This is a genomic window from Microbulbifer agarilyticus, from assembly GCF_001999945.1.
Lineage (GTDB): Bacteria > Pseudomonadota > Gammaproteobacteria > Pseudomonadales > Cellvibrionaceae > Microbulbifer > Microbulbifer agarilyticus_A.
Genome location: NZ_CP019650.1, coordinates 2,059,599 through 2,083,990, shown reverse-complemented (window position 1 = coordinate 2,083,990; position 24,392 = coordinate 2,059,599). Strand labels below are relative to the sequence as shown.

The window sequence follows — 24,392 nt, the reverse complement described above, 5'->3', positions numbered from 1 at the left end:
TCTTCATGAAACAGGCCTCTGCCATGGGAATCGACATAAATGCTTGTATGATCAAAGCACTCGATGCCGTTCTCGGGACAAGGAATGAACCTGATTTCAGAGTTGGACCCAGCAGTAAACGAATACACAGCCGGTAAGCAATCGATACTCTACTGGTGCTCAGATGAGACCCGCACTCTGAGTTTGGACGAGCGCAGTGCGCTACTGATCAAATATCAGAGTGTCCGGCAACAGACCGAACGTATCGTGGAGCCACTATCTGCAGAGGACCTCCAGATTCAATCGATGCCAGATGCAAGCCCTGGCAAATGGCATTTGGCACACACCAGCTGGTTTTTTGAAACGTTCATTCTGCAGCCACATTGCCCGGACTACGACTGCTTCCACCCTGATTTTCACCACCTGTTCAACTCCTACTACAACGCTCTCGGAACGCCTTTCGCTCGCCCGCAACGAGGACTTCTTTCCAGGCCATCGCTCGAGCAAGTCATTTCCTACCGCCAACACATCGACACAGAAATAGAACGCTGGCTGACCGAGGAGCAGGTCGACGGCGACCTCGCGAATCTACTCGTTCTTGGCCTCAATCATGAGCAGCAACATCAGGAACTGCTTCTTACCGATATCAAGCACGGCTTATCCATTAATCCCATGGCCCCACCTTATACGCAGGGGGATGGCGAGCAACTTAAGCAAATGCCTCAACAAGATCGTGACGATCTTGCAGAGCTCACCTGGTTGAGGGTGCCGGAGGATACCTACACCCTTGGCAGCGATGGCAAAGCCTTTTCATTCGATAACGAAGGGCCGGCCCATCAACGCTATCAGCCCGCATTTCGTATCGCTTCACGTCTCGTCACCAACGCTGAGTATCTGACGTTTATAAATGAGGGCGGCTACGAGCAGTCTCGCCTTTGGCTGTCTGACGGTTGGGCGTATGTGAACCAGAGCGGCATGAGAGCTCCACTGTATTGGCGTAAGGTCGAAGGAGCTTGGTATGAATTCACGCTGTCTGGTTTACAGCCCATCAACCCGGACGCACCTGTCTGCCACGTGAACTTCTATGAGGCCGATGCCTTCGCCACATGGGCCGGTTTCCGCCTGCCTACCGAGTTCGAGTGGGAAATTGCCGCATGGTTACACTGTCAAAAAAGCGGTGCGGCAGGGCGTGGCAACATGTTGGATTCCGGTCATCTTCATCCACAAGCCGAACATGATGAACTAAACGCACCAGGCAGTTCTACAGTCGATGGTCCCCAACTGCTCGGCAACGTCTGGCAATGGACCAGTAGCGCATATCAGCCTTATCCAGGATTTAGAGCCAGTGCAGACGCGGTAGGGGAGTACAACGGTAAATTTATGTGCAATCAGATGGTATTGCGTGGGGGTTCCTGCGTAACACCGCGCAGCCATATTCGCATCAGCTACCGAAACTTCTTTTACCCTCACCAAGCCTGGCAGTTTACCGGTATCCGTTTAGCTGGAGATGACCTATGAACATGGCAGCACAGCAAATCGCTGCAGTAGAAGCATTCGAGCAAGATGTGCTGAGTGGTCTATCTGCAACGCAGAAAACGCTACCCTGTAAGTATCTTTACGATAAGGCGGGGTCCCGCATCTTTGAACAGATCTGCGATCTTGATGACTACTATTTAACACGCACCGAAGCTCAGATCTTTGCAGAGCAACTCGAAGATATCGCGGTAAGACTTGGGGAGAATGTAGTGCTGATTGAGCCGGGGGCGGGTAACTGCGAGAAAGCAGAGCCGCTCCTGCAGCAAATGGATGCGCCCAGCAGCTATATGCCGATGGATATTTCGCCTGAAATTTTACTGGCGGCGCGAGAGCGAATTCAGCATAAGCTGCCGGGCTTGGACGTTGTGCCGGCCGTCGGTGACTTCACCAGTGCATTTATCTGGCAGCATTTACCAGATACCTCTGAGCGCAAAGTAGTGTTCTTCCCGGGCTCAACGATTGGCAACTTCACACCAGACTCTGCCTCGGAACTACTCGATCTGTTTGCCGCGCGTCTGCGCCCGGGGGACGGGCTGTTACTGGGCGCGGACCTGGTAAAAGACTCCATTGTGCTTGAGCGCGCCTACCACGATAGCGAGCACGTAACCGAAGCATTTAACAAAAATCTCCTTCACCGCATCAATCGTGAATTGGATGGATCTTTCAACGTTGATAGCTTCGCGCACCGCGCCTTTTATCACAGCCGACGCCAACGGGTAGAAATGCATTTAGTCAGCCTTGAAGAGCAAAGTGTGGACATTTGCGGCCACACATTCCGATTCGATGAGGGTGAAACGATCCACACGGAAAACAGCCATAAATATACCCTCTCTGGGTTAGAGGCCCTGCTAAACAGCGCCGGTTTTACACCGCGGCAGCACTGGACCGATAACAAACAACATTACGCCATTTTCTATGCCGAGATTGAATAAAGTGATTCCCCACAAGCTCCTTCCATTTGCACTCATCACGCTGCTACTCGCTGGTTGCAGCAATACGGCTAGTACACCAGAAGGTCAGGCCCCACAGGACGATGCCAACAGTATTACTGTCTATAAGTCGCCGTTCTGCCTGTGCTGTAATGACTGGATTGTCCATCTGGAAAACAATGCGTTTTCTGTAGCCAGTGAAAATGGCCTGGATACGGCAAGCGTGAAGCAGCGGTGGGGCGTACCCGCAACAATGCAGGGTTGTCATACGGGAGTCTGGAACAATCAATACGTATTTGAAGGTCATGTCCCCGCACGGCTGATTCGTCAATTTCTCGCCAACCCGCCAAAAGGCAGCATTGGTCTTGCCGTACCAGGAATGCCCAAAGGCAGCCCCGGAATGTATCGCGGGAAGGACTTTGAGCCCTACGTCGTCTACGCAATATTGCCAAACGGCGAATATCGCTTTTATGAAAAAGTCACTGCGCCGGAAGCTAGTTAACCCTAGCCGGTTGCTCAGGCTGGATTCTATTCGCGCCAGCCGATAGGCTTGCAGCCCTTACGCAAAAACGCATCAGGGCTGCACGCATTTTGAATACCGCCTCCAACACAGACCACCCAACAGCACAGCCATTTAAGCCTGCAACCGGGCTGGCAAACTGCCATCTACAAACAATCTTCCCGGTCTTTCACCGCCCCAAGCCCTGGATTCGGACCCAGCGCCAATGGTTCCCTACGCCGGACGGCGACCGCATCGGTCTGCATACACCTGCGCGCTTAACAGATGACCCCACACAACCGATCGTTCTGGTACTCCATGGTCTGGAAGGCTCGGTGGAATCATCGTACATTCAGGGGCTGATGCCCGCACTGCTTTCTGCTGGTTTTCAGGTAGCCGTGATGCACTTCCGTGGGTGCGGTGGTATCCCGAACCTATTACCGCGCGCCTATCACAGTGGGGATAGCGAAGATCCACGCTGGCTGGCTAGTAAGCTGGCAGAACACTACCCAAACACACCCCTGATGGCTGTAGGCTATTCACTGGGTGGGAATGTGTTGCTGAAATGGTTGGGCGAAGATGGCGAGAAGAGCCCGCTTACAGCCGCGGTATCCGTGTCAGCACCTCTGGACCTGCACCTATCGAGCAGGCGCGTGAATACCGGTTTCTCCCGGGTTTACCAAAAGCACTTGCTCGACAGCCTGAAGAAAAGCCTTAAGCGCAAGGCGCAAGACCCGGCGATCGCGCAAGCAATGCCGCAGCTCGATGCACCGCGCGCATTCAGCAATTTTCGCTATTTTGACGATCACTTTACCGCGCCCCTGCACGGATTCAGGGATGTCGACGACTACTATGACCGAGCCTCCAGTCGGCCTCATTTAATTAATATCGCGCGCCCGACCTATCTCGTACACGCGGAGGATGACCCCTTTGTATCGCCAAAAGCGATTCCGACTTCTGCCGACGTGAGCGGCTCTGTCACTCTCGGGATTAGCAAACGGGGAGGGCACGTGGGCTTTATCAGTGGAAGTTTGTGGCAGCCACGTTACTGGCTTGAAGAGGCCATCCCTGCGTTCTTGCGTGCGCAACTCACAGCTTGATATTCAATTTCGCTATTTGGCGCGCGCTAAATGGCGATTTTTCGTTGAACTAACGCAGTAATTTTCCTCGGCGCGCTAATCTACTAGCTATTCTGATAAGTGTATCGAATTTCGATTTGCACTTTCCCGGGCTGTACCGGACAGGAGTAGCTAATGAACAACCCGAGCAAGCGCGCTCGACGGTCAGGGCAACGACTTATCACCGTTGCCCTGGGAGCTGCACTCATCACAGGCATTGGTGCCGCCACGACACCATCCGTATTCGCTGCAATTGGCCGACATGCGTCTCAGGCCGAAAATGCTGTTCAAAGCGATCAGGCATCTATTAAGGCCGCCTATGAAGCGCTCAATGCGATGGGAAAAACCCTCGCCAGCCAGCAGAAACTTGCCTATGACATCAAGATGGTCACGGATGTGATCACTGGTAAAGGCAAAAAGATGGCCGTCAACGGCACCGCGTCGGTACGCTTCGAACGCCCGGACCACTTGTTCGTCGACCTAAAGACGGACACCATGGAACGACAGTTCTACCACGATGGCAATCAGTTCACTGTCATCGCCAAAAAAGATGGCTACTACGGACAGCTGCCGGCATCTGCGAGCACCCGTGAGGTGCTGATCAAGACGGCCAAAGACTACGGTATCGAGATACCCGTCGTCGACTTGCTGGAATGGGGAACCCCCGAAGCGCGCAAAATCGACCTCAAGAAAGCGAAACGTATGGGTGAAACCACGCTGGATGGCAAAGCTGTCGAGCACTGGGCCCTGCATAGCGGCGGTCTGGATTGGGAAATCTGGATCACGACCGGTGACAAGCGCCTGCCTATGAAGCTGATCACCACCAATAACCACCTTCCAGAAAAGCCCCAATTTACTGCCGAAGTGCACTGGCGTGATGCAAGCTCAATCAATGACACGATGTTTTCGCCACATTTGTCCAGCGATCTGAAGCCCATCACGTTCAACAAAATTCAACCCGCACCGGAGGCCGGCCAATGACACGCACATTGAAGCGATTCATACACGGGGGCATCGCCAGTAGTGCGATACTCGCCGGCTTGTTGAGCATTGCACCCGATGCCGGCGCCCGCCCAGGATTTCACGCGGGCGGTATGCATTTTGGTGGTGGCTTTATGAATATCGCTCCGCATTTCCGCGGTGGGTTTCGCCCCGAGCCCGGGCTTAGAGATGGGACCGCATATCACGGCCCCCGGCCTGATTTGCGACGGGAGCTTCGACCTGAGGAGCGCTTGCGGCCCACTCCAGAACATGGTGGTGGCGGGCACCATGGTGGAGGGGGGCATCATGGTGGTGGAGGGCATCACGGCGGTGGTGGCCATCATCACCCACGCCATCCATACTGGCCCGGATATTGGGCGGGTGCGGCGGCTGGCGCCACAGCTACTGCGGCTGCGGGGGCCTGGGTTTACTCACTGCCCCAATCTTGCACCGCAGTTAGCGTCAATGGCGTGACCTATGAAAACTGCAGCAATACCTGGTACCGGCCAAAGTATGCCGGCTCACAAGTGGTCTACGAGGTGGTCGAGCCACCAAGGTAAAACCCCACCGCGATACTTATCGGTCGGGCAGTGCGCTACCGTACCCAGCCCGACCAACCATTGACTTCACAGTCCCTTTCCCCTAACGTCGCACCCGCGATCTGAGGTGCCTTCTACCTGTCTATTCGGCCACACGCCGACAGGTTGGGAAGGTTAAACGGGAAGTCCGGAATTCCGGCGCTGCCCCCGCAACGGTGATCCACTTCTATCTTTAATGGCCAGAAGTGGTAAGCCCGATACCGGCCTCTAATCGAACCACGATGGAGCGGAGGGCTACCATCCGGCAAGACCTTTTTCCACGCGCATGTGTGGTGTTTTGCTATTCCTCCCTCGATCCCATGTGCTTTTGTCCCTAGGGGTTGAACTTGAATAAGATCTTACTTTCCTCGGCCATATTGGCCGCTAGCAGCGCACCTGTGCTCGCGCAGTCTTCTGACGAAAAAGAAGCCACATCAATTCCGAGCTTAGAAACGGTGATCGTTGTGAGCTCGCGTCAGGCTACACCGCTGCGACATGTTGCCACTTCGGTAACGGCGCTCGATGAGGAGCAAATCAAGGCTCGCGGCTATTCCTCTTTGTATGAAGTTCTTCGCAGCGTACCTTCTGTCTCCGTTTCCAACACTGGCGGTATGGGTAAAACCACCTCGCTACAAGTCCGTGGGGAATCTGGCTTCCGCACCCTGGTGCGAATTGACGGCATCGACGTATCCGACCCTACAAGCACCCAGGGCGGTGCCCATGTAGAGCATATTCTTAGCAGCAACCTGGCCCGAGTAGAGTTACTGCGTGGTCCCCAGGGTATGCTGTACGGCGCGGATGCTGGCGGTGTCCTGGACATTTCAACGCGTAAAGACAGTGGCGAAATCGAATTTAATGCGGGCGCGGAAGCGGGAAGTTTCGACTCTCACCGCTACAACCTGAGTAGCGCTGGCTCTATCGGGCGTGCAGACTTTTATGTGTCAGCCGCAAAGGCCTATACCGACGGCTTCAACACCAGTACTGGCGACGTCTTGCTAAAAGATGACGACGGCTACAACAACGGTACCGTACATTCACGCGTTGGTTTCAATTTTACTGAGCAGTGGCGCGTCGAAGCCGTAGTACGGGATACAAACGCAACATCAGAGTACGATCGCTGTGGCTTTTCACCTCAGGTCGATGACTGCGCGTCTGAATTTGAGCAAAAAAATCAGCGTCTCAGCCTGGCCCACAACAGCGACAACACTCAGCATGAGTTGGCGTATACCCAATCTGACCTCACCAGAAGCTACTTTACGGAGGGCGTTGCGTCTTACCAGGTAGAAGGTGAACGTGAGCAGCTAAATCTGAATGGAAACGCGAGTATCACTGGCAACCACGGCGTGGTTTACGGGTTAGAACGACGCGAAGACACTTCTCTCGACCTGTCCCGTGATCAGTGGGCGGCATATTCCGAATATCAGGGCAGCATTTCCGAGCAGGCTTTTGTTACCCTCGGCCTGCGACACGACGACAATTCAGACTTCGGTAGCCATAACAGCTTCCGTGCAAGTGCGGCTTACGTTTTCGATGAGATCGGTGACGGTTCGCTCAAACTGAAAGCGAGCTATGGTACTGGCTTCCGCGCGCCAAGCCTTTCGGAAATAAACTATAACCGCAACTACTACCCCGATCTCCCGGCACTCACACCCGAAGAAAGCCGGGGCCTTGATGTGGGCGCTGAGTACTTCTATCAAGATGCGCTACACCTTGAGTTTGTCTTGTTCGATCAAATTGTGGACGACGAAATCTGGTTCAACCTCGCCGATTATAGCTACCGCCAGGGTGGCCGCAGTGAGTCGCGCGGCGTGGAGCTCATCAGTGCGGTGACGTTAAGTGAAGCCCTTTCGCTTTCAGCAAACTACACCTACACCGATGCAGAAACGACAGACGACATCGCACGGCCGCGCCGCCCTCAGCACATGGCAAACCTCGGGGTAACCTATACACCCATGGAAGCACTGAGTGTCGCGCTGAACACACGCACGAGCATCGATGCGATCGATATTGATGGCTCGGACATGGATGACTACCAGGTAGTCGATGCCAGCCTGCGATACCAACTCAACAATACCGCCACCATCTATGTCCGTGCAGAAAACCTGCTCGATGAAGAATACGTGGAGGCCGCCGGCTTTAATACCGCGGAACGCGCTGCCTACGCCGGTGTTGAGCTGCGCTACTGATCATAAAGCGACAACCAGATAGAGATGACCATGTCGGAAGAACAGCAAGACAAAAATGCACGGCATAAGAAAGCCATGCAGAAGCAAAAAGCCAAGGTGGACGCAAACATCGCTGCCGCCAGTACCGAGCGGGGTGTATCGATCCTGCTGACCGGTAATGGTAAAGGCAAGTCAAGTTCTGCTTTTGGCATGGTCATCCGTGCGCTCGGCTACGGCCATAAAGTCGGCGTAGTACAGTTCATTAAGGGCGCACAGCTTTCGGGCGAGGAACTCTATCTGAAAAATCACTGCCCGGACGTTACCTTGTACCAGATGGGCACTGGTTTTACCTGGAATACCCAGGACCGCACAGGAGACATCGCGGAAGCGGAAAAAACCTGGGCAGTAGCTGCGGAACTATTGCAAGACGCAAGTTATGACCTGGTTGTCCTCGACGAACTGACCTATATGCTGGGATACAAATACCTGGATCAGGATATGGTCCTGAATGCCCTGAAACAGAGACCCTCGGAGCAAAGTGTGGTGGTTACCGGGCGCGGCGGTGGCAGCGCGTTACAGGAAATTATGGATACCGTTTCCGAAGTGAAAGATATCAAGCACGCATTCAAGGCCGGGATTAAGGCGCGAAAGGGCGTCGACTACTAACGCAGAAAATTGAACATGCGCGCCTTAATGATCCAAGGGACAACTTCAGACGCAGGCAAGAGCACCCTGGTAGGTGCACTCGGCCGTCTTTTTGCCCGTAGGGGTATACGGGTTGCCCCTTTCAAGCCGCAAAACATGGCGTTAAATAGTGCGGTCACTACCGATGGCGGCGAGATCGGTCGCGCACAAGCATTACAGGCACAGGCCTGCGGTGTTGAACCCCATACGGACATGAACCCGGTATTGCTGAAGCCCGCATCCGATACCGGCGCGCAAGTGATTATCCAAGGCAAAGTGCTTGGCAACATGCAGGCACTGGATTATCACGAATACAAACTGACCGCGAAGAATGCGGTGCTGGAGTCCTTCGCAAGGCTCAAAGATCAATACGACTTGGTTCTGGTTGAGGGTGCAGGGAGCCCTGCTGAAATCAACCTTCGCGATAACGATATTGCCAACATGGGTTTCGCTGAGGCCGTCGATTGCCCTGTAGTTCTCATTGCCGACATCGATCGCGGCGGCGTATTCGCGCACCTCGTAGGTACGCTCGAATTACTTTCGCAATCTGAACGTAATCGTGTTGTGGGATTTGTCATCAACCGATTCCGTGGTGACCTGGCGCTATTGCAGTCGGGTCTGGATTGGCTGGAACAACGCACCGGTAAGCCGGTGCTCGGTGTACTCCCGTATCTACATGATTTGTATCTCGATGCAGAAGACGCAATCAGCACCCAGCAAGCGCGTCGCGATACGAAATTGAAAGTTGTTGTACCCGTATTGCCCCGCATCAGTAATCACACCGACTTTGACACCTTGCGTTTGCATCCAGAAGTGGATTTGCAGTTTGTGAGCGTGCGCGAGCGACTGCCTGAGTGCGACCTTGTTATCTTGCCGGGTAGCAAAAATGTACGTGCTGACCTTAACCACCTGAAAGGAAATAAGTGGCAATCCCAACTGGATCGACACCTGCGCTACGGGGGCAAACTCATTGGCATATGCGGCGGGCTGCAAATGCTTGGGCGTACCGTATGTGATCCGGAAGGCATCGAAGACAAGCCCGGTACAGAAGGGGGCTTCGGCTATCTCGACTACACGACGACCCTTACCCCGCAAAAAGCCCTCAAGAATGTTTCCGGTGTACTTGCCCTAAACGAGAGCACCACCGACATACCCCTTCAGGGCTATGAAATCCATTGCGGTGTTTCACAAGGAAATGGGCTGAACAACCCGGCCATCCTTATTCGGGATGAAAACGAGATGCGGCCGGAAGGGGCCGTCAGTGCCGACAACCAGGTCCTTGCTACCTACGTTCACGGCCTGTTCGACCTACCTGGCATCCAGCAGGCCATATTGCAATGGGCCGGACTGGACTCTAGCGCTGCGGTAAACCTGACGGATCATCGACAACACCAACTGGACCGTCTCGCGGATGTGGTCGACGAGCATATGTGCAAGGATTGGCTCGAAAAATTTGAAACTTGCTCCTCGGAACTTGCTCATCAAAGTAATGAGGACTCGTAAAGCAATGCTACGTACAATTCTTAGACTGGTAATTGCCACCTGGATCGTTGCGAGCGCGAGCAGCGTGTATGGCAGTAATCCTGCTACAAATCCCCCAATACGTGTGCAAGGCGCAGATGGTGTGTGGCTGGAGCTTAAGCAGCCTGCAGAACGTATCGTGGCACTCGCCCCGAGCATTGTTGAAAACATCTACAGTGCAGGAGCAGGGGACAAGCTCATCGCGGCGATTGGCAGTGATTACCCCGAAGCAGCGCGCCAACTACCCGAAATCGGCAACTATCAACTCATCAATTACGAAGCACTGCTTGTACTAAAGCCCGACCTTATTGTCGCTTGGTCGTCCGGCACAGGCAGCCGCAAGATAGAAAAGCTGAGGGAACTCGGCTTCACGGTGTTCGTCACTGAAACCAAATCTCTGGAAGATATTGCAAGTAACGTTCGCACCTTTGGCGAAATCGCCGGCACCAGTGGTGTTGCGGAACGAGCGGCCGATGACTGGACCCGTCGCCTGCACGAACTGATGCGCGATAGCGAAGACAAAACACAAGTGAGCGTTCTATATCAGGTTTGGCACAAGCCGCTGCAGACGCTGAATGGGGATCACCTAATCAGTAATGTCATTGAGGCCTGTGGTGGCCGTAATGCCTATGAAGACGCCATCGTGCTGGCGCCCCAAATCAGCGTCGAATCGGTACTGGATCGAGATCCAGATGTCATTATCGCCAGCGGACTGGGCGAATCACGCCCTCAATCTCTGGATGACTGGAAACGCTACTCGGGGCTCACGGCGGTACAGCTCAACAATCTCTATCATGTACCGCCAGATATCATTCAGCGCCACACGATGCGTGTTCTGGATGGCATGCAGCTGGTCTGTGACCAGCTCGATCAGGCCCGCGATAAGAAGATGCGCGTATCCAAGACAGTGAAGTAGGGCACCTACTTTACCCTCCGGACGCCCGCTTCCCACCCAACCAATCGCACTACCTCCAGCCATAAAACGGCTCGCCCCATCCAATTCCTTGCCCGTCATATTTTTTTGCCAGTAAGTGTAAGAAACCTCGCTAGCCGCACGACCAATTGGGGAATCCGCGTGATAGGTGTGCCTAATAGCCCCTCCGACTGTCACGCCAACCCTGTTCTGAGATAACCAAAGGAAGCTACCTACATGTCGCTATCACCCTTTAAGCAGCTGTTTGCCTTACTCACTCTCATGTTTTGCCTGGTATCTACGGCTACCGCTGCCGACAAAGAGCCATTCACCGAAGAGCGCTTTAACGAACTGCGTGCTGCCGGTGAAGTCGTACTGATTGACGTATTCGCGGACTGGTGTCCAACCTGCGCAAAGCAACAGAAAGTCTTGCAGGAATACCGTGAAAACAACCCGGACAAGAAATTTCATGTATTGATCGTCGATTTTGATGCAGACAAAGACTGGGTACGCCACTTCCGTGCACCACGACAGTCAACGCTTGTATTATTCGCTGGCGATAAACAGACCTGGTTCAGTGTTGCCGAAACACGTTTGGAAGTAATCGCAGATAAAATCGATCAAGCTGTTGCGCAGGCCAGCAAGGGCAACTCCTAATGGGATTGGAGTTTGCAGCAATTCCGCTGGCGTTTATTGCGGGAATCGTGGGGATCTTATCTCCATGTGTCTGGCCCCTGGTCCCAGTGGTCATGACCTCGTCGAGCACTGGTGGGCGTCGCGGTCCGCTATTTATGTCCCTCGGCCTCGCTTGCGCTTTTGCTATAGCGGGCACCGTACTCACTTTACTGCTGATTAACCTCGGTCTCGACCCCGTCGCCTACCGAAATTTCGCAGCCGTTTTGTTAGTTTTCGTCGCTTTAACGCTGATTATTCCGCGTTTGGGATATTGGCTGAGCGGGCAGTTGTCACGGCTTACGAGTCGTTTCGGCGCCAACAATAACTCGACAGAAAATAGTGGAGCAGGGCAGTTCTTTATGGGTGCTCTACTGGGCCTTGTTTGGCTGCCCTGCGTCGGTCCAACGCTCGGCGCGGCCATCGCCCTTGCCTCTGTAGGGCAGCAGGTACCGACTGCCTTTCTGGTGATGTTTGTATTCGGTGTCGGCACCGCATCTGCGTTACTGGTAGCGGCCTACCTGTCAGGCCGGTTGCTGGATCGCTGGCGCGGCGGCATCATGACCAACGGCGAACGTGCGAAAAAGGTCTTGGGCGTACTACTCCTGATTTTGGGCGTCATGGTCCTGACTGGTATGGACAAGGTTCTCGAGGCATTTGCCCTCGGTATCCTGCCGGATTGGGCACTCTCCCTGTAACTGGGTAGTTTTTTTCGCCATTTAAAACCTGGCCTGTTCCCGCATATTAACGCGGAATAGGCCAGGCCGATTCGTAAAAACAAGTAGCCAGGCTCACTTCACATCCCGCTGTTTTCCACTCTTTGCGCGCACCTTGCTCTCGGTGTGGACATAAATCGTATCCGTTGTGGCCATACTTGAGTGCCCCAAGTCCTCTGATAGATCTTTAAGTGCACGGCCGCGCTCGACCTCCATGCTCGCCCCAGTGTGGCGTAACCAATGACTGGAGGCTTCCTTCAATTTGTACGCGTGATCTTCGCCCTCTGCCTGGCGCATCTCTTCGTAGGCGCGATCGAATACCTGCTGCACAACACGGGTAAGCTGTCGTGAAGTCATGCCGCCCTGACCGCGAATCTTTTCGACGATTGGCTGATTCTCGCCAGCTGACGGAAAAGGGCTCATGCCCCGGTAGGCCCGGTAGCGCTTTAAAAACGGGATAAAACTGTCTGGTACGGTGATATCACGCAATTTCCGGCCTTTACCAAAAATCTTCAACCACCAGTTGCCATCAGTGTCCTGCCAGAAGTGGCTCATAATCGGGCTCCATTGTGGACGCTCTGACAGCTCAGATATCCGCAGAAACAATGTCTTTAAGGCACAGATAACAAACAGGCTACGTTCGTAGATTGGGTCTTCATCGGCCATCGTCAGCGCAACATCAAATACGTATTGCCACTGGGCCTCGGTTAAGCGTCGGACTTCTTTGACCTGGGCATCCTTGATGAAATGCCGGCAATCCCGCTTGGCGATTTGGGCGGGGTTTCCATATAGATGCTCTTCATTCATCAAATACTTATAGAATGCGATGATTCCGGTAAAGGTCGCCGTCAAAGTCTGTTGAGATGGCTTGTATTTGCGCTTATCCGGCTCAGAATTCGTATTTTCGAGGTTTTTCGGTACTTTCAGCTTGAATGGCGCCCAGGCAGTATTGGCCACAAAACGACCATTGTTGAACTGAAACTTCTCGTGGTTCGCCAGGCAGATCCAATCAACCGGTGGCTGCCAGCAGAAATCTGCGTATTCGAGAATGTCCGCTTTGCGTAGCCGCTCCATGGGTACACCTTTGACCAGGAACAGCCACAGGAGAAAGCGCTCGGTTTCGTTGCGAAAGCGTGTATAGGTATGTTCAGACTTGTTACGGCCCGTGTAAGAGAGAAACTCCTGGCCCCATAGCCAATGCGGCACCCACCAGGAATCGCCATCCTGCAGAAACTTGTTGAGGTCCGGGTAATTGTTGAAGCTCAGATCTTTGAGCTCACTGTACGTGGGATAGAGTGGAACGGGGTGTGGAATAGCCATAGATGCGCCAGAAGTCCGGATTTCAGCAATGAAACCATTCTAAAGGCATAAATACGCTATGTCGAATACTAAAGGGTATCGGACTTTAAATGCGTCATGTATCGGCCCACTCAGTGGTCGTCAGCACAACCCGCTTTGGAACCGCGTAATTACGGCATATTTCTATGCGGTTCCAAGACAGGATTTCGGGCGTTTATTCCAAAAACACCCGCCGAACCTGGTCGGTATCACCATACTCCCGCAGCCGCAGAATCTTGCCGTCGTGGACAATAACCAGAAAATGATATCGATTGTTATAGGTCTTACCATTGTTCATATGCGCGAGCCCCTCCATCTCGACGGCGACACGCTCACCGTCGAGAGTCCACTCGAGCATTTTCAGCGCCAGGCCGTCCTTAGAGGATTCACGAACCGACTGCATCAGCGCCAAGATGCCATCGAGATCCATTTCACCAGAAATGGGCAGCCCACCTTGTTGGCCCATGGCACGCCAGGTGACATCTTCATGCAACAGAGCGCGCGCACCGTCAGTGTCCGTTGCCGAAAAACAACGCCAAAAATCTTCTACAACCTTCCGGTTAGCCACACCGCTCATCAATTCACGTCCTGAACCTGCACCACGAGTTTTTCCCAGTCTTTCTGATTGTCGAGATCAAACTGTGCACCTTCATCATTGGCCCAGGTAAAGCGCTTCACCGCAGGGGTATGACTTGTTGCTTGATACAGCCAATAGGCCTCCGCCTTCAAGGCATCGACGATCGGCCGATCAATCGATTCATACACCATTTTCTTCGTCGCATTGATGGAATGCGCCGGCCATTTCGCAATCCGGTTGGCAAGGTTTTCTACATAGGGCCCAATTTCATCTGGATCCAGAGCCTTGTTAATAGTCCCGTACGCTTCGGCCTCATCTGCGTCAAAATCTCTCGCACTCAGACAGATCTCGAGCGCACGCCCTAGCCCGGCCTGACGCGCCATCCGTGATGCGCCGCCACCACATGGCAAAATACCCATAGCGACTTCCATCTGCATCATCTTGTACTTACCACGCGCACCAAAGCGCATATCCAGCGCCAGCGCGAATTCATGGCCGCCGCCACGCGCCATACCTTCAAGTTTGGCAATCGTCGCCTGCGGTACCTTGCTCATGCGCTCACATACCGCCTGCAAATCGAGCACCTCGGCTTCGTCCCGCGCAATGGCTTCTGTGGGCATTTCTTTCAACAAATCGGTGTCGTAGTGGCAAACCCAGATGTCGGGATTCGCGGATTGGAAAACAACAACTTTTACGCCTCGATCATTTTCAAGGCGAAATGCCAAGGCGTTCAGATCCGCCAACATTTGCTGGCCCTGAACATTCACTGGCGGAAAATCAAAAGTGACCCAGGCAACAGCGCCTTTAACCTCTACAGTGAACGTCTGAAAATTCTCGTATGGCATAAGTAACATCCCTATTCAAATTAATGCAGTGATTAAGGTGACATCCGGCGAAGTGCACAGGCCAAAAGTTGCTACAACCATAGTCCAAGGTATGCCGATCCAATAAAAACTACGCTAGGGAATACTGCCCCCCTACTCTTCAATACCTAGCGAGAAACAGGTAGTTAGACTTCATTTTCAGCGGAGCAATGATGGTGCGGAAAAAGCAAGATTAGGGAGGGGGAGCAAAAATAGAAGAGTAGAATTTTGACGCGTGATCACCAGTACGCACGATATAGAAGAGATTGCCAAGCGTCCGGCTATGATTCAGGCTTCTTGGACTGGCAGTACCAACAAGTGAAAAAAGCAGCGCCATTTTCTTCGCCACAAGTCCCACATCGCCAATCTCCGCCTTCTGGTAACTCCGTGATCGAATCAACTAACTGGCGGGCTTTCTTATACTGCGCTTCCGAACGCACCCAAACTTCGGGCCAGGTATCAAATACGCCTAATTCACCTCGGCCCGCACCGGAAAACTCATTTTTCAACTCGGTTTCAATTCCCGCGGCCTCGAGTATCGACTGAACATTCGAGGCTATAGCAATGTTCTCATGCGTATAAACCAGTTTCATAAGACTTTCACCAATAATGACGGTTAACTGTTCTATCGGCCGTGCCGACAAAGCAATTCTTCCCTAAAAGTACCAGAACCCCGCGCTTCCGTAAAATTTGATAAATCAAAGAAAAAGCCGGTAGAAACATGTCATTTCTACCGGCTCAATTTTCAAACATACAGAAAAATGCCCCTAATAATCAGCATCAGGGCGCGTACCAATCAACCTGCCGAGTTACTTACTTGCTCATGGCTAAGCACAGAGGTTACTTTCTGGTTCTTTGTGGTGATGCAGAAAATATCCGTCACATCGGCATTGACCACCGCAAGCACGGCACCCAGCTCGTAATTCATTAAGCGCTGATCGGGAATGTTGCCTTTACTGTGCCACGTATAAAGAAGTGTGCCACCACGGCTAGTGAAATAGGAGGTGGGATTAGTAACCTGTCCATGATTTCCCCGGGAAGCATGCGCGCCATGGATGTTACCCATTGGCCCACGAAACAGGTAAAAAGAGCAGCCACCAAAGCTGTCGGAAAAGATGTACCCAGGCGGCTTAATACTGCCGGTAGTCGCGTACTGATCTTCATAGAGCACATTCACAGCGTTAGCCGTCAGATCATTATCCTTCGTCGCCACCATCTTGATGGTATTGTCGGCAATAGTGGCTTTTGCCATCAAGGTATTATCAAAAGTACCAAGAGGCGCAGGGAGCTTAGCCTGCATTGAGCACTTTGTTGGATTGATATTGTTGCGGTTGAAAATAATTTTTCCGCCGCCTTCTAAAACACTTCGCACACTTTGAACATCAATTGCTGGCATAGTAAGTCCTTATAGAGCCGTTCGATTGATCGACATGCTACTCATTTAAGAGGAACATCAAGCACCATCCGTACTTTGCAAAGGATAATATTTTAAAAGTGCTATCTCGTAAATTCCCAAGGCAAAACAATATCGACAACTAGTACAGTCGAACCAACTAAGTTATTTGATCCAGCTATGAGCGCCTTTCGCATCAAGCTCTGGGTTTTTAATACTCTTCCTTAACTTGCATTGTGAATGCAATTTCTTCCAAGAATTCTCATCATAGTAGGTAGAAACAACACAAGAGGAATCATGCAGGCAAAACTCTGCACACCGGTACTTGTCCGCAACGTTATTCAGGACCAAATAGGGCTTGCTTCTATAGTTCGCATTGGTAAATCGATAGTGGATAACGACTTCTTCGGATACGCTCTTGCCCGAAACTGGAACGATGGTACTTTTCGGAATAAATGACCTGCCCTTCTAAATCGACACATTTACGGCCTAGCGGTAACGCTGATTGCCCAAGGGGAAATTGAGCAAAGTGCCCGTCATCTTGCCCGCGCTATCACAATCGCACCACAGATTGGGCTCTACCACCGAAATATCACCGAGCTACTCCGGCGCCGCGGAGATTTAGAGCAAGCCGTGCGTGCCGGAACGACCGCCATTCGGCTGAGCCCGGAAGATCCAGAAGCCTACTACAATCTGGCCATTGCCCAGGCAGATAGTGGGCAAACAGCAATGGCGATCGCAAATTACAAAGCTGCGATTGCCCGCTCGCCCAATCACTTGATGGCAAATAACAACCTTGGCACCCTGCTTTCTCAAGCTGGCGAATTTACCGAAGCCGAATACTATTTACGTCAGGCAATCGCCATAAAACCGGACTTTATCAACCCGCACTACAACCTCGCCACCATACACAAGTATCAAGCGCAGGATAGTCATCGCCAGCAGCTCGAAGCGCTGGCAGCGAAAGCCGACAGTCTAACCCAGCAAGACCAGGCTAAAGTGTGGTTTGCGTTAGGCAAAGCGAACGAAGACTGCAAAGAGTATCCGCAGGCATTCGAGGCTTACCGCAACGGCAACCAGAATCAGGCCGCGTCAATCAAATTTGACCACGCAAGATTACGTGAGCAGGAGCAACAGATACGTAAGCGCTACTGCCTGGAGTACCTTACGGCGAACAAGCCAACACATCGACAAGGTGCTGAAGCCGTATTTATTGTGGGCATGCCGAGAGCTGGCAGTACATTGGTCGAACAAATATTACATGCGCATCCCGACTGCCATGGCGCCGGTGAGATTCGGACTTTGGGGCTCGCCATTGAACGGAATCTTGGGCAAGGTAAAACCGCACAGGCAAGTAAAACGCTGGACTATACGGCAATAGGAAAGGACTATCTGAACGCGTTGTGGGAGCTCGCGCCCGAAGCAAAACATATATCCAACAAAATGCCGGCCAACTTTGCCCACCTGGGGCTCATTCAACTGGCACTGCCAGACGCAAAAATTATCCATGTACAGCGCCACCCGATGGATACACTGTTTTCCAATTTCTCAAAGCTCTACTCGGAGGGAGTCTATTGGAGCTACAGTTTTGAAGGTCTGGCATGCTATTACCGCTATTACCGAGCGGTAATGGATCACTGGCAGCAAGTATTGCCGCCAAATACCATCCTCAGTGTTAACTATGAAACACTGATTGAGGATCCGCGGGCTCAGATTGCGAGGATCCTGGACTTTATCGGGGTGGGCTGGAGCGATGAGTGCCTCAATTTTCACAAGAGCGATCGCACCGTGAAAACAGCAAGTGTCGCCCAGGTAAGAAAACCCATCTACAAAAGCTCGTCCGCGCGCTGGAAACGATTTGAAAATGCGCTTATGCCGCTACACGACTTGATCAGTGACCTGCTGCCAGATTGAACTGGCTGGTGCCCCCCGACGAAACGCGGACCAGCCAGCCTTAGCTCGTTTCCACAAAGAAACTGACACCAAATACACAGCGCTTGCCATCCAACTCCCCCGGATACTTACATACACTGAGAGTCACCCTGCCGCGCTTCGGATCGTCAACCTGCTCGTTGAAGGTATGCACGGTATCCGTTTGCGCGACGATTTTGTCATCCGCCTGTAGGGATGCGGCGACATCCGGAGCTGAGATATCGTAGTCCGTTTTCCCCGCTACACGCGTGCCAGCATACTCATCCATTCTCTTGTTTGCCCACAAGTACACCCCTGCGTCATCTTTTGCCCATACATAGAAGGGTACATTTTCAAACGCATCCAACTGACTCTTTTCCATGGGAATTCACCTGTAATATCGAAAAACATTACTTCTTACAGTCTGTGGTGGGGTGTACTGGCCTTGCTAGCTAACCAACCAGCCGACACCAAAGATTATTGCTGCGACGAGAATGACCAATAACCCTCTCATCATCAGTGACCTCGGATACTCCGCCTCCTTGTACAATAGCGAATACGGAATTCCGGTGACGGGCCCTAGAAAGATAGTAACCAAGCCCCAGGCCCAGCGCTGGTTTCCTATTGCTGTGAGCGCAGCCATCAAACCACCAAACCAGCACAAAGTGACCCCGATAACAAATATGATGAATGCGGGAATAGTAATCCATTGATTAGAAATGAAATATTCCAGTAATGCTTGCTGACTCATGCCTAGCCCTTAAAAATCGATATTAAACAGAGCGCTCACCCTCAACGGGTATCGCTCAAAAGAAGAGCTGTGATTATTCAACAACTACCGGCTCAAAATCACCTGGTTTCCACTTTTTCTCAAACCACGCCTCGGTTGGACCGTAAAGCCTGAGAATCGAAAACCAGCCCTTGCCCGGTACCGTTTGTATCCAGTTTTCATGAAAATCCTTTGGCGCCTTTGGGCCAAAGTAGAGATCAACTGAACCATCAGTATTCAGCTTAAGCTCATCGCGCTTATTATTTTTGGAGGGAAAACGTTGGCCGGTTTGTAATTCGGACCGTGTTTGTGGGTCATAAACAACCACTGACCAGAAATCCTTAGCTGGCATATCCTTGGGGAGAGTCAATTTGTAGTAGCGGCCACCATCAAAAAACTCGCCTGTGGAATCCCGATAGGCAGCCGCGTACTGGGAGCCCGCGCCAGGAATCTTGAGGACCATGGCGGGTGTGTTTACCGTTGCCTGATAAAAGAAGACCGTGCGCGCATCCAAATTACGGCCACCCTCGCCATTGGGGCCCCGGAGCCACTGATAGTTTCCACCAACAAATGCGCTATACCACTGACGGTCGTTGTATACACGGGCGGAGGGATATCGATTGTCAAACATTATCGCGCGCGCCGTGCCGTTTCCGACCGCCACCGCATCCGTCAGTATCTTCTTCATCCGATCATCCGGACGAAAGGGCACCCCTTTCTCGATACCGATAGAAGCAGCAAGCCCCCTCAACTCGGGGTCCAGCATCGATATCGGCTCTCGCTGGATGACCTCATTTATCTCTGCGTAAAAATCGTAATTATTTGCATGAATCGTATTGAACGGAAGGCCAGATAACGAGACAAACTCCATCTTTGGCGGACTCTTTCTTTCCGCATACGGGTAGATACGTAGGCCTTTTTTATAAGTTTCAACCGCAGTGTCTGTTTTGCCGTCTACGAGAAAGCCCCGTGCAATCAACCAATTGACGTAGCTCGTCGTTTTGGCCACGAAGTACTCGGTACCATCTACCTTCGCCGTATACCCTCCTTCTGGAGGGGCCAGCTCACCCTGATAGTCGGGCGGAAGTATCAGGTAGCGGCCACCCTTCCCTTTATCTAATCCTGGAACGCCCATATCGACGACAAATCGGAAAAATGCGTCATTTATAGTGCTGGGGCCAATTCCAGCGGGTATTTCAACGACGACAGGCCCTGTTTCCTTGAGATCGAGGAAGGATGAGGCGTACACGGTATCTGTGTTGCCCGTCAGAAATAGTGGCGTCGAGTCCATGAGCTGTGTCATGACGCCAACCTTGTTTACCGCATCCACCCCAACCGACTGGTGGCCAAGATAGAGCGCCTGCAGAGACGCCATCGGAATAAGGTTGAGAAATACCTCGGTACCGCGGATGAAGTCGAGGTGGTTATAGAGCTTTTCAGAGGTTTCAGGCGACGGCCTGCCGTCCTGAAACTCAAGTACACCGATCGATGTCTCTACGCGCTCTGGAGTTAGAATGTTCTGTGGAATTGGCGTGTTGTAACCGGGCCTGACTTCTTCCGAGGCCATAGCTTCAACTAGGTACAGGCAGAGAACGAATAAAATAGGATAGGACGTTAATCGCATATGCCGTAACCACCCCTGGGTCCGATTAGCTCCCAGATTGATCAATCTGGTTTTCACCAGTCAATATTAGGTGGATTGGCGGTATTGAGACGAAACACAGGTAAAGACTCACGCAATTGGCGCTAGCTACTACACAATGCAACCCGGAAGAAAGGGACCATAGCACCGCTCAATAGAAGCCCGGGCGCGCCTATTCTCCATATTCGTAATCAGACAGATGACGGACCAATCCCAGTCACGGCACGATATGTCGTATCGCCGTATTGACCAGATATGCATTATCCCACTCCGGCCTTACTGGCGATGGGCCACGCGACGGGCCCATGCGCACAATGACAAGGTCCTCTGAGGGAACAACATACACTCGCTGGGCACCATAGCCGGACGCAAAGTAAGTATCGTCGCGCAAGAATGGCTCGGTACGCTGGTAACCCTTAGTGAGGCTCAACCATGGGTTTTCACCTCCTGGATCCGCGGTCCAGATCTGGTAGCCATACCATGGACTTGTCGCGGCCGGCGAAGTCATTTGCCGGACAAAATCAGCTGAAACGATCTGCTGACCGTCCCGTGCACCATGATTCAACAACATCAGACCAAAAACAGCCCAATCTCTGGCGGTAGTAATCAAACAGCAGTTGCTATGCCCTTTGCCATTCTCCGCATCCAGCCAGACTTCGGCCCGGAGCCCACCCATTGGCCCCCATAGCACTTCTTCGAGAAACTGCGCGTAAGGCATGGCGGTCGCCCGCTCCAAGATTAGCCCAAGCAACTCACTCGCACTATTGTTGTACTCCCACGCCTCACCCGCTACTCCATCCATCGTAGTGCGTAGTAAAACAGGTGTGATGTCCGTACCAAACAGCACCAGAAAATCATCTGAATACGGGTTGATAGAAAATGGCGGGGCATACAGACCGCTCGACATCACCAACAGATCTTCAATAGTGATATCCCCACGCGAATCGTTCTGCCATTCAGGGATGTAGCCCCCGATAGAGTCATTCACGGACTCTATCGCCCCCCGCTCGATTGCCGCCTGGATCAGCAGTGGCAAGACGCTCTTGTGCATCGACTGTGATTGGGCTGGCCGAGCCGCATCCCAACCGGTCGCATACCACTCAGCCTGAATCACTCCACGATGGATCACGATGAGCGAGAAAGAGTTGTGCGCATCTGCATAGTCTTGCATCTTCGACAAAGCGTCTCTTGTGATCGTGAACTCGCCATCTTTTGCCCTCGAGAACACGTATGGCCTATCACCAACCGCAGCAGAACGTGGTGTAAGGGCAGAGTAGTCACCCTCCTTTGCCGTGAACATCTCGACAAAACGAGCGGCAACGACCGGCTCAGTAACGTATAGATAACTGAAGAGTAAAACGGGTAACGAAATAATTGCACCAAGTACAATAAGGAGAATTCTGAGTAGCCGCATGATGTTTCCGAGTCACGTTCAGTAAGGGGCTTTCTGGGGCAGATACTGCAAAACCGATACACTCATACTTGCCCGGCCAACACATTGATGAAAATCAATAACTCGAAATGAAGCGGATTCGACGCCCCGCCAAGGGTCAATTTGTGTGACCATCAATACCGCTCATAACTGCGGTGATTGATTACCTAAAGTCCTTACTTGCTCTGCAGACAGCCCTCACAGTTGCCAGAATCCATGGTCAACAGCGCCACATATATAAATGGCAAAAATTCCCTTGCCCGGAATCTCTAATGGTGGAACGGCTATTACCGCTCCAGTTGCTTCAACATCAGCAACTGATTTTTCTATATCCTCAACCAGCCAATATGGCCGCACCACAGGTTCTTCTGTATCTCGTAGAGGGCGACGCACACCAACAATACTTCCATCGGACAATGTACACGTTTTTGCCCCACCTAGAAGCTCATCCGGCTCATTGAATGTAACATTGTGAGTAGATTCATACGCCGCACATACAGAATCCACATCTGGAGATACAATTTCGAGATAATGTATTTTCATAGATTCTCCTCCATAACCATTCAACCGGTCTCACCATTATGTGCTTTCTTCAAGCTCAAGGGGTGCATCATCAATCAATGTTACGTAGCTTTCAGAGGCAGCCAGCCGAATCAAAATCGAAACCGTATTTTCGTCCGGATACTCCTCCATCTTCTTGAATCTCGTACTCACTTTTAGCCCAAATCCGGTCGGAACTTCCTTGCGAATTGCTAATTGCAGGGCCTCAAACGCTAAAATTCCCTCACCTGACAGTTTCAATGTATAAACATTGGTAGGCCCACTTGTACCGAACCAACTGTCGCTTTTCGGCTCCAATCCATGCTCTTCAATCACCAGGGGAAAAGTAAAGTCCCTTTCACCCTTTGCCGTTTCCATGGTAACGGCCAGCCTTTGACCGTCATCAGAAAGCTCTAGCCCACCTTCTACTTCGACCTTAGCGCTGATCTCAGCAGGGTTTAACTCAAGAAAATCATCAATATCGAAAGAGCTGTACTTTAGCATTGTGCCCAGGGGGATATTTGCACAAGCAGAAACAAGCACAGCAACTAGAAAAACTGCGAGTTTTCTCATATCAACTCTAGGTCCCTGAAACGCATCGGATAGATGGTAGCCTTAGCCCGCTGTAAAAAATTCAGCCAACCGCTATTCACCGGTACCAACAAAGCCCACCATCCGCGTTATCAACTCGCCTTCTTGTTCGACGAAATATTGCCCAATTTGCACTTTCTCGCTACCGTCAGGACCGAGCCCACTAAACGCGACTGTAGCCCGTGTCACACCAGCCGTCGTATCGGTATTAATGACTTTTGCCGACCAGCCCGGCGCATTTGCACTGAACATGCCAACATAATCACTTAGGGCATTGATACCATTGATAGTTTCTGGGGTGCGAGGGTCGTCGTAGTCAACGCTTTTGGTTACTGCACTGGCAACTTTTTCAAACCGAGCAGTAGGGTCTTCAATTTTCCATGCGTCAAAAAAATTCACGATGGGATCAGACATATACCTCTCCTATTTGTGTCTAGCCTAATTATTGAGGAAGAACATATATATCACAGGCCTCTAGACTGCTGCGCTAATCGTGCACTTGATTCTCTGTATAAAGTGTTTTCTTGCCTTGAAAGGCGGCAAATAACTCTCGATGGGCTGCACGCGAAAAAGTATCCAGTCTCGTATCATATTCCTTTATCCAACTCACCAGCATATCAAGATTTGCATCTTGAGCTTCTTTAGACTCGTACTTATGTGGTTCCCAAGGCCGATTTTTGGCATTTGCGATACACTTCTCGATTGACAGATCCATGAAAAGCATCTCAGACGCATCTTTCGCCAATATCTCCAGTAAATCTGTGTAGCACCCCTCCACCACCCAACTATCACGCCCCTTGAGGCATGTAGCGATTTTTTCACTAGACTCGCTAAGCGGCATTCTTCGCGGCGGCGAACCTGGCAGCCAGGCAAATAGATCCAGGTCTAAATGTACTAAATCATTCTCATCAGAAAGACGCTTAGCTAGGGTAGACTTTCCAGATCCGGAATTCCCAAAGATCAAAATTTTACGCAAAATATATACCTTCATGGTAATAGACAACGTCGTTGTTAAGCTCCGGAGGTTATTACCTTATTCATTCTT

The 24,392-nt window shown here is 51.9% G+C and carries 26 protein-coding genes, 1 pseudogene and 1 riboswitch; of the genes and pseudogenes, 14 read left to right on the top strand and 13 right to left on the bottom strand.

Features of this window, described 5'->3' with window-relative positions; all coding sequences use genetic code 11:
* Positions 1-84: 84 nt before the first annotated feature.
* The 12 genes from egtB to Mag101_RS08440 all read left to right on the top strand — a co-directional run bounded on the left by egtB (position 85) and on the right by Mag101_RS08440 (position 12,273).
* Positions 85-1,497: an ergothioneine biosynthesis protein EgtB gene (gene egtB, locus Mag101_RS08500; RefSeq protein ID WP_077408170.1), complete on the top strand. Its 1,413-nt coding sequence runs from the start codon at positions 85-87 to the stop codon at positions 1,495-1,497.
* The gene (egtD, locus tag Mag101_RS08495; protein ID WP_077403481.1) at positions 1,494-2,447 is read left to right on the top strand and encodes an L-histidine N(alpha)-methyltransferase; all 954 of its coding nucleotides are present in this window, start codon (positions 1,494-1,496) and stop codon (positions 2,445-2,447) included. The genes egtB and egtD overlap by 4 nt, the downstream gene beginning before the upstream one ends.
* A gap of 1 nt (position 2,448) precedes the next feature.
* On the top strand, positions 2,449-2,946 hold the full coding sequence (locus Mag101_RS08490) for a DUF411 domain-containing protein (RefSeq protein ID WP_232325183.1): 498 nt from the start codon (positions 2,449-2,451) through the stop codon (positions 2,944-2,946).
* 89 nt (positions 2,947-3,035) lie between these two features.
* On the top strand, positions 3,036-4,043 hold the full coding sequence (locus Mag101_RS08485; RefSeq protein ID WP_077403476.1) for a hydrolase: 1,008 nt from the start codon (positions 3,036-3,038) through the stop codon (positions 4,041-4,043).
* Positions 4,044-4,196: 153 nt separating this feature from the next.
* A complete protein-coding gene (locus Mag101_RS08480) occupies positions 4,197-5,042 on the top strand; it encodes a DUF2092 domain-containing protein (RefSeq protein ID WP_077403473.1) in 846 nt (281 codons plus the stop codon).
* Positions 5,039-5,602: a DUF6515 family protein gene (locus Mag101_RS17825; protein ID WP_157520268.1), complete on the top strand. Its 564-nt coding sequence runs from the start codon at positions 5,039-5,041 to the stop codon at positions 5,600-5,602. The genes Mag101_RS08480 and Mag101_RS17825 overlap by 4 nt, the downstream gene beginning before the upstream one ends.
* A gap of 124 nt (positions 5,603-5,726) precedes the next feature.
* Positions 5,727-5,865: riboswitch (cobalamin riboswitch) on the top strand.
* 102 nt (positions 5,866-5,967) lie between these two features.
* The gene (locus tag Mag101_RS08465; RefSeq protein ID WP_077403463.1) at positions 5,968-7,806 is read left to right on the top strand and encodes a TonB-dependent receptor plug domain-containing protein; all 1,839 of its coding nucleotides are present in this window, start codon (positions 5,968-5,970) and stop codon (positions 7,804-7,806) included.
* Positions 7,807-7,836: 30 nt separating this feature from the next.
* Positions 7,837-8,451, top strand: a complete 615-nt coding sequence (cobO, locus tag Mag101_RS08460) for a cob(I)yrinic acid a,c-diamide adenosyltransferase (protein ID WP_077403460.1) — start codon at positions 7,837-7,839, stop codon at positions 8,449-8,451.
* 15 nt (positions 8,452-8,466) lie between these two features.
* Positions 8,467-9,972, top strand: a complete 1,506-nt coding sequence (locus Mag101_RS08455) for a cobyric acid synthase (RefSeq protein WP_077403457.1) — start codon at positions 8,467-8,469, stop codon at positions 9,970-9,972.
* Positions 9,973-9,976: 4 nt separating this feature from the next.
* Positions 9,977-10,906, top strand: a complete 930-nt coding sequence (locus Mag101_RS08450; protein WP_077403454.1) for a cobalamin-binding protein — start codon at positions 9,977-9,979, stop codon at positions 10,904-10,906.
* A 234-nt stretch (positions 10,907-11,140) separates the two neighbouring features.
* Positions 11,141-11,560: a thioredoxin family protein gene (locus Mag101_RS08445; RefSeq protein WP_077403451.1), complete on the top strand. Its 420-nt coding sequence runs from the start codon at positions 11,141-11,143 to the stop codon at positions 11,558-11,560.
* Positions 11,560-12,273: a cytochrome c biogenesis CcdA family protein gene (locus tag Mag101_RS08440; protein ID WP_077403448.1), complete on the top strand. Its 714-nt coding sequence runs from the start codon at positions 11,560-11,562 to the stop codon at positions 12,271-12,273. Before Mag101_RS08445 ends, Mag101_RS08440 begins: the two co-directional genes overlap by 1 nt.
* A 93-nt stretch (positions 12,274-12,366) precedes the next feature.
* Here Mag101_RS08440 and Mag101_RS08435 read toward each other — a convergent pair whose 3' ends face one another.
* From Mag101_RS08435 to Mag101_RS08415, 5 genes are all read right to left on the bottom strand, one after another.
* Positions 12,367-13,611: a tyrosine-type recombinase/integrase gene (locus Mag101_RS08435; protein WP_077403445.1), complete on the bottom strand. Its 1,245-nt coding sequence runs from the start codon at positions 13,609-13,611 to the stop codon at positions 12,367-12,369.
* A 193-nt stretch (positions 13,612-13,804) separates the two neighbouring features.
* The gene (locus tag Mag101_RS08430) at positions 13,805-14,197 is read right to left on the bottom strand and encodes a nuclear transport factor 2 family protein (protein WP_198040138.1); all 393 of its coding nucleotides are present in this window, start codon (positions 14,195-14,197) and stop codon (positions 13,805-13,807) included.
* 8 nt (positions 14,198-14,205) lie between these two features.
* The gene (locus tag Mag101_RS08425) at positions 14,206-15,051 is read right to left on the bottom strand and encodes an enoyl-CoA hydratase/isomerase family protein (protein WP_077403439.1); all 846 of its coding nucleotides are present in this window, start codon (positions 15,049-15,051) and stop codon (positions 14,206-14,208) included.
* 299 nt (positions 15,052-15,350) lie between these two features.
* On the bottom strand, positions 15,351-15,662 hold the full coding sequence (locus Mag101_RS08420) for a DUF2007 domain-containing protein (protein ID WP_077408168.1): 312 nt from the start codon (positions 15,660-15,662) through the stop codon (positions 15,351-15,353).
* 203 nt (positions 15,663-15,865) lie between these two features.
* On the bottom strand, positions 15,866-16,465 hold the full coding sequence (locus Mag101_RS08415) for a hypothetical protein (RefSeq protein ID WP_077403436.1): 600 nt from the start codon (positions 16,463-16,465) through the stop codon (positions 15,866-15,868).
* A gap of 477 nt (positions 16,466-16,942) precedes the next feature.
* On the opposite strand from Mag101_RS08415, the pseudogene Mag101_RS18320 reads away from it, so the two are divergent.
* Positions 16,943-17,080 (top strand): annotated as a pseudogene (locus Mag101_RS18320) (hypothetical protein); the annotation flags it as partial.
* Between the two features lie 15 nt (positions 17,081-17,095).
* Positions 17,096-18,376, top strand: a complete 1,281-nt coding sequence (locus Mag101_RS08410) for a tetratricopeptide repeat-containing sulfotransferase family protein (RefSeq protein WP_077403433.1) — start codon at positions 17,096-17,098, stop codon at positions 18,374-18,376.
* 40 nt (positions 18,377-18,416) lie between these two features.
* Here the strand turns inward: Mag101_RS08410 and Mag101_RS08405 are convergent, their stop codons facing one another.
* The 8 genes from Mag101_RS08405 to Mag101_RS08370 form a co-directional block, all read right to left on the bottom strand.
* Positions 18,417-18,755 carry a PAS domain-containing protein gene (locus Mag101_RS08405; RefSeq protein ID WP_077403430.1) on the bottom strand — a complete coding sequence of 113 codons (339 nt, stop codon included), beginning with the start codon at positions 18,753-18,755 and terminating at the stop codon, positions 18,417-18,419.
* A gap of 66 nt (positions 18,756-18,821) precedes the next feature.
* Positions 18,822-19,124, bottom strand: a complete 303-nt coding sequence (locus tag Mag101_RS08400) for a hypothetical protein (RefSeq protein WP_077403427.1) — start codon at positions 19,122-19,124, stop codon at positions 18,822-18,824.
* A 73-nt stretch (positions 19,125-19,197) separates the two neighbouring features.
* Positions 19,198-20,766: a DUF1254 domain-containing protein gene (locus Mag101_RS08395; protein ID WP_077403425.1), complete on the bottom strand. Its 1,569-nt coding sequence runs from the start codon at positions 20,764-20,766 to the stop codon at positions 19,198-19,200.
* A 235-nt stretch (positions 20,767-21,001) separates the two neighbouring features.
* A complete protein-coding gene (locus Mag101_RS08390; protein WP_077403422.1) occupies positions 21,002-22,198 on the bottom strand; it encodes a serine hydrolase domain-containing protein in 1,197 nt (398 codons plus the stop codon).
* A 216-nt stretch (positions 22,199-22,414) separates the two neighbouring features.
* Entirely contained in the window at positions 22,415-22,759 is a 345-nt protein-coding gene (locus tag Mag101_RS08385; RefSeq protein WP_077403419.1) for a VOC family protein, read from the bottom strand.
* Between the two features lie 36 nt (positions 22,760-22,795).
* The gene (locus tag Mag101_RS08380; RefSeq protein ID WP_077403416.1) at positions 22,796-23,329 is read right to left on the bottom strand and encodes a hypothetical protein; all 534 of its coding nucleotides are present in this window, start codon (positions 23,327-23,329) and stop codon (positions 22,796-22,798) included.
* A gap of 72 nt (positions 23,330-23,401) precedes the next feature.
* Positions 23,402-23,761 carry a hypothetical protein gene (locus Mag101_RS08375; RefSeq protein ID WP_077403413.1) on the bottom strand — a complete coding sequence of 120 codons (360 nt, stop codon included), beginning with the start codon at positions 23,759-23,761 and terminating at the stop codon, positions 23,402-23,404.
* Between the two features lie 73 nt (positions 23,762-23,834).
* Positions 23,835-24,338, bottom strand: coding sequence for an AAA family ATPase (locus Mag101_RS08370; protein WP_232325182.1), 504 nt, complete (start codon positions 24,336-24,338; stop codon positions 23,835-23,837).
* Positions 24,339-24,392 lie beyond the last annotated feature (54 nt).